Annotated in this window: 5 protein-coding genes; all 5 read right to left on the reverse strand. The window is 59.7% G+C overall.

Annotated elements, in window-relative coordinates:
- Positions 1-29: 29 nt before the first annotated feature.
- Complete coding sequence (locus AC0AP0_RS08360; RefSeq protein WP_490430132.1) at positions 30-488, reverse strand: Ohr family peroxiredoxin; 459 nt, start codon at positions 486-488, stop codon at positions 30-32.
- A gap of 70 nt (positions 489-558) precedes the next feature.
- Complete coding sequence (gene alr, locus AC0AP0_RS08365) at positions 559-1,917, reverse strand: alanine racemase (protein WP_490430133.1); 1,359 nt, start codon at positions 1,915-1,917, stop codon at positions 559-561.
- A 42-nt stretch (positions 1,918-1,959) separates the two neighbouring features.
- Positions 1,960-2,610: an N-acetyltransferase gene (locus tag AC0AP0_RS08370; RefSeq protein WP_490430134.1), complete on the reverse strand. Its 651-nt coding sequence runs from the start codon at positions 2,608-2,610 to the stop codon at positions 1,960-1,962.
- Positions 2,611-2,980: 370 nt separating this feature from the next.
- A complete protein-coding gene (locus AC0AP0_RS08375) occupies positions 2,981-3,463 on the reverse strand; it encodes an S-ribosylhomocysteine lyase (protein ID WP_490430135.1) in 483 nt (160 codons plus the stop codon).
- A 64-nt stretch (positions 3,464-3,527) separates the two neighbouring features.
- A complete protein-coding gene (locus tag AC0AP0_RS08380) occupies positions 3,528-5,546 on the reverse strand; it encodes a RecQ family ATP-dependent DNA helicase (protein ID WP_490430136.1) in 2,019 nt (672 codons plus the stop codon).
- Between the last annotated feature and the right edge of the window lie 21 nt (positions 5,547-5,567).

Genomic DNA, 5,567 nt, shown 5'->3' on the forward strand with positions numbered 1-5,567 from the left:
TCAGTGCCCATCAGGCGCGCCCGCTCCGTTCAGTCCAGATTATCCACGACCACCACTTCAGTGGGCACATTGCCCGCCGTGGCCTTGGAATAGGGGCAGAGCTCCTGGGTGCGCTCCACCAGACGGGTAGCCAGATCACGATCGACGTCAGGTAGGCAGACCTCGATCAGGGCCTTGATGCCGAAGGATTCGCCCTGGTCGCCAAGGGAGATGTGAGTGCGCACCTTGCTCTGGGCCAGCTTAGTGGCCGGCACGCGCAACTCCTTTCCGGCCAGTCCCATGGCTCCCTGGAAGCAGGCGCCCCAGCCGATGGCGAAGAGCTGCTCGGGGTTGGTGCCCTGGCCCTTGCCCCCCATAGCCTTTGGCGTGTCCAGGTCCAAGGAGAGATCGGGCTCATGGCTGTCTGCATGGCCCTCGCGGCCACCGGTGATGTCAGCTACGGCTGTGTATGAGATATTGCTTGGTTCATTTCCTGTATATGTAGTCATAACCTCATCTCACCACTTATATTGCCCCTTGACAAGGCCCCAAGCCTAGGTTCTACCTGTGATAGTGGTCTCAAAGAATGGATTCAGGGGCAATCAGGTGCAGGTCGGCAGGGTCGACCACCTCATGTACGCCCAGGTAGAGCCGTGGAATCCTACTACGCAGGCAGGTGAAGATCTCATAGCTGATAGTGTCGGCTGCCCGGGCCCAGTCATCAGCGGTTGGCTCAGCCTTATCCTCCCCCCTGCCTGGCCCGAAGAGCACAACGGTATCGCCCTCGCTTACTCCCAAATCGGAAGTCATGCCCTTTAGATCCAGTACACACTGGTCCATGCAGACCCTTCCAGCGACGCGAACCAACTTGGGCCCTTGTCGAGTCATCAGGCGGACGGGACCGCCCAGGTGCTCTCGACACATAGCGCCCTCTCGGTCGAAGCCTGAGGCAGACCGGTGAATCCCGTCGGCGTAACCCAGTGGCATGATGGCTGTGCTCGTCGGCTTCTCCGTCAGATAGGTACGGCCGTAGGAGATGCCGTGACCGGCCGGCATATCCTTGACAGTGCCCAGCTGGGCCTGGAGTGTCATTGCCGGACGCAGACCATAATCGGCCGAAACCCCCATGGAGGGATCCGGCTCGTATCCGTACAGGCCGATGCCAGGACGGGTCAGGTCGTAACGTATCCTAGGACGGGTGAGCGTGGCAGCGGTGTTGGCCAGATGCCGGATTGCGGGCTTCATGCCGACGGCCGTCATCCAGTCAGAAAACTCCTCGAAGAGGGCGATTTGCTCGTCAGTGGACGAAACGAACTCGTCCATATTAGGCATGTCAGCCACTGCCAGATGGCTGAAAAGCCCCACAGGCTCCAACAGACCCTGTGCGGCCAGGCGGGAGAGCTCGCGTAGGGCATCCCCGAAGGTTTCGTGAGTAAAACCGTTGCGTCCGAAGCCGGTGTCCACCTTGATGTGGACGCGTGCAGGCCTGCCGACCTGATCTGCCGCCTGGGCTGCCATGTCCATGGTCTTCAGAGAACCGACGCCTAGGTCGATATCAGCCTGAATCAGCTGGTTGAAGGGGGCGCGGTCCCCATTGAACATCCAAGACAGAATCCGACAACGTTCGGGGCCGATGCCTGCACGACGCAGACGCAGGGCCTCGCTGGACTGGGCTGTGCCAAGCCAGGTGGCCCCGCCAGCCAGCGCCGCCAGAGCAGCAGGGATGAGCCCATGGCCGTAAGCATCGGCCTTGACCACACCCATGACCGCAGCACCGGGGTTCGTGGAATGAACCAGCTTAACCAAGGTGGCCATATTGGCCTTCAAGGTCCGCAAGTCCACGATGATCTGCCCAGGATAGGCCCGAAGAGCTTGCTCGTAATGTTGCTGGCCCGCGGGCCCGGAAAACTGCCATGCCGGTGCTGCACTCAATGTCATGGCTCCATTGTGCGACGGCACTGCGACGGTCTGCCCCCGCTCTCAGACAGTGACCAAGCGCTTGTCCTCCCTTTCGCGCTCAGCCAGGTCAAGGGGACGATTGTGCAGCTGATAGGCCACCCGCACGTTCTCGATCTCCTTATTTTCAGGCATGATGATGTTGCCGCAGCGGGTGAAGCCGTGGGTCTCCAGGATATGCTGCATGGCATAGTTCTTCAGTCCCGTATCGGCGCGTATGTTCTCGTACCGGCGCATGCTCCAATCAAGCAGGTCCCCGGCTGCGTGACGCCCCAGTCCCGAGGCAGCAACCCGGTGGATGGTGGTATAGGGTCGGTCGTCCAGCCAGCTGCCATCAATGACCTTATAATCCGGTTCTGGATCATGGAAGAGAGCAAAGACGCCTATGATGCGCTCGTGGCTGCCCTTGTGGTCGTCCAGCTCAGGTTCAGGGTAGACGGGATCCTCAGGAATTTGGTCCATACCAGCTGCATCGTCAACCAAGAGCATGGTGTGGCCCCCGGCGATGTCCTCGCGGATACGTTCAGGCAGGGGGTACTTGTCCCCCCACTGACGGGGGTTGCCGGTCTCGGCCATCCGCTTTCTGGCGTAGGCGTAGACAGGCATGATCGCCTCAAAGTCGTCCATGGTGGCATGACGGATCCAACGTGCGGTCTCCATCGCGTACTTGCTCACTGTGGCTACCTCTTTCTCGACCGGTGCGGCAGGGATGAAACCTGCCCCTGCGATTGCCGAAGTACGAGTGTATCCATCAGCAGGCAATCACGAAGTGAGTACGCATTGAGCGAATCGGGGAATAGTTTGGGCTATTCTGCACTCTTCAGAACCCGGTTTTCCGAGTGCAAATAACGGGCACGGGTCAGGTTGACTACGAAAACCTGCTGACCAGACGGATTGGCATGACCAAATGTCGCTGAGCCCCTTCGCCCAGACGAACACCAAAGAACAGGCACAAGTGACCGATTCGTCCCACGAGTGTTAGATGAGCACCCTTCAAAAAACTGGGCAGGGTTCAGCCCTTGCCCAGTTTCCACGTTTTTGAAACTCAGACCAGCTTGCGCTCGTAAGGATCGGAGCTGATGCCGGCGGCCACGATGTCGCGGCTCCACTGCTTGGCCGAGAAGAGCGAATGGTCACGGTAGTTGCCACATGAGGTGATCTCGGTGCCGGGAACGTCGTCCCAAGTGGCCCTTTCCGCGATGAACTCCAGTGACTCCTTCAGAGCCTTGGCCACATCTTCGGTCGAATGACGGCCCCAGGCGAGCAGGTGGAAGCCCGTCCGGCAACCGAAAGGCGAGCAGTCGATGTAGCCGGGGATGCGCTCGCGCAGAAGCACGGCGATGGTGTGCTCTATGGTGTGCAGCCCGGCAGTTGGAATGGCGTTCTGGTTGGGCTGGACCAGGCGCAGATCATAGTTGGAGATGATGTCTCCCTGGGGGCCTTTCTCCTCGTCGATCAGACGAACGTAGGGCGCCTTGACCTTGGTGTGATCCAGCTGGAAGCTCTCTACGATTGGTTTGTCAGCCATTGTTATTTCCTTTCCTCTCGGGCGCCTAATCTGCAAGGGCAGCCACGATGAAGTCATGTATATCTCATGGTAGGCCGACCCGCCTATCAGATTCGGCCACGCCCATGACCACATTCACTCCTTTTCTGGCCGAGAACTTGGAGATGACCCCCATGAACTGGGGTCCATATTGCTCCAGTTTGTGCTGTCCCACCCCGTTGACAGCCAGGAAGGTCGCATCATCGACTGGACGCAGACGACACATATCGCGCAGCGCCTTGTCGGAGAAGACGATGTAGGGGGGCTTGCCGATCTCACGGGCTATGCTGGTCCGCAGATCGCGCAGCTTCTGGAAAAGTTCCTCGTCCTCTGGGCTGGCATCACTTGCATCGACCTGATCGAGACCGTCATCGTCAAGCGTCGAAGAAGATCCGCCGCCGAAGACCTTGCCTGAGGCACTCGGTCGTTCCGTCCGCTTGATTTCATAGTGAAAGTCCGGGCTGACCGTCTGCGCGGCCTTGGGCCCGAAATGGACCATGGGCAGCCGTCCTTCGGTGATGTACAGATACCCGTCCGAGGCCATTTGGTTGAGCACGTCGCGAATCCGCGCCTCCGGAATCTGGGCCAGAGCGCCATAGCTGGGGCACCGATCCAGCCCTCGCCGAAGAAGGTCCTGCGAGCGCGACCCCCGGAGGATCTGGGCAATCTTGCCGGAGCCGAACCCCTGATTCACATCATGCACGCACCTGCTAATGGCACGGGCCACATCGCTGACATCGATAGTCGTAAAGGTACTCAGACAGTTGGAACAGTTCTGGCAGCCGCTGCTACCGGTGTCGGGATGCCGGACCGGGACGGATTTGCCCTTGTCGGCCTCGGCAGGCGAAAGGCCCGCGGCAGCCTGGTCCACTTCCTCGCCGAAGTAGCGCAACATGTACTGGTGAAGGCAGCCGGTGGTTCGACAGTAGCCAATCATGACGTTGAGCAGGCGCCGGTGTTCGGCCCTGACCGCTTCAGCCTGCTCACCGGTCAGTCTGTCGTTGCCGTTGTCCATGTCAAGCAGGCGCCTGCGGGTGACGATATCGCTCTCGTTCCACAGCAATGAGCATCGGGCGGGCTCACCGTCACGTCCCGCCCTGCCTGCTTCCTGGTAGTAGGCCTCGATGCTCTCGGGCATGTTGTGATGGATGACATAGCGCACGTTGGACTTATCGATGCCCATGCCGAAGGCATTGGTGGCCACGACCACCTGCACCTTGTCGTTGACGAAGTCCCGTTGCGCCTGCTCCCTGTCCTGAGCATCCATGCCCGCGTGGTAGCTGACAGCGCTGACACCAGCCTTGGCCAGATCATCCGCCAGGGCTTCGGTCTCCTTGCGGGTGGCGCAGTAGACGATGCCTGAGTCATCTCCATGCTTCAGGGCATACTGGACCACCCAGCGATTCTTGTATTTGCTCTCCAGCTTGATCACATCGAAGAAGAGGTTGGGCCTGTCGAATCCCGTCACCGCTATGTAAGGATCGTCCAAGCCCAGCATGTATACAATGTCGCGCCGAACCTTTTCGGTCGCTGTAGCAGTGAAGGCTGCCACCGTGGGTCGACTAGGCACGGATCTGATGAAGTCGCCGATTCCCAAGTAGGCAGGGCGGAAGTCTTGACCCCACTGGGATACGCAGTGGGCTTCATCCACGGCCAGCAGGGAGATTCTCGTACGCTGGGCAAATTCTCTGAATCTGGGGGCATCCAGCCGTTCGGGAGCCACGTAGAGGATTTTGCTTCGTCCCTGGGCAGCCTGAGCCAGGGCTAGGGACTGCTCATCCATATCCTGGGTGGAATTGACGAACGAAGCCGGGATGCCGGCATCCTCCAACCCGTCCACCTGGTCCTTCATCAGGGAAACCAAGGGAGAGATGACGATGGTCAGACCGTCCAGAAGGGTGGCAGGGATCTGATAGCAGATGGACTTGCCAGCCCCGGTCGGCATAACACCCAGGCAGTCTCGCCCATTCAGAATGGCCTTGACCAGATCCTCCTGACCCGGACGAAAGGACTCATATCCGAAATACCGCTTCAGCGCCTGCCCTGCATCCTGGATGTCCACCATGATTCCCCAGTCTATTGCCCC

It is taken from the genome of Bifidobacterium sp. POST2/T3 (B1) (genome assembly GCF_058197115.1).

What these genes read in the sequence shown, in the direction of transcription:
- AC0AP0_RS08360 (WP_490430132.1), bottom strand. Translation starts at nt 488, where the DNA reads ATGACTACATATACAGGAAATGAACCAAGCAATATCTCATACACAGCC.
- alr (WP_490430133.1), bottom strand. Translation starts at nt 1,917, where the DNA reads ATGACATTGAGTGCAGCACCGGCATGGCAGTTTTCCGGGCCCGCGGGC.
- AC0AP0_RS08375 (WP_490430135.1), bottom strand. Translation starts at nt 3,463, where the DNA reads ATGGCTGACAAACCAATCGTAGAGAGCTTCCAGCTGGATCACACCAAG.
- AC0AP0_RS08380 (WP_490430136.1), bottom strand. Translation starts at nt 5,546, where the DNA reads ATGGTGGACATCCAGGATGCAGGGCAGGCGCTGAAGCGGTATTTCGGA.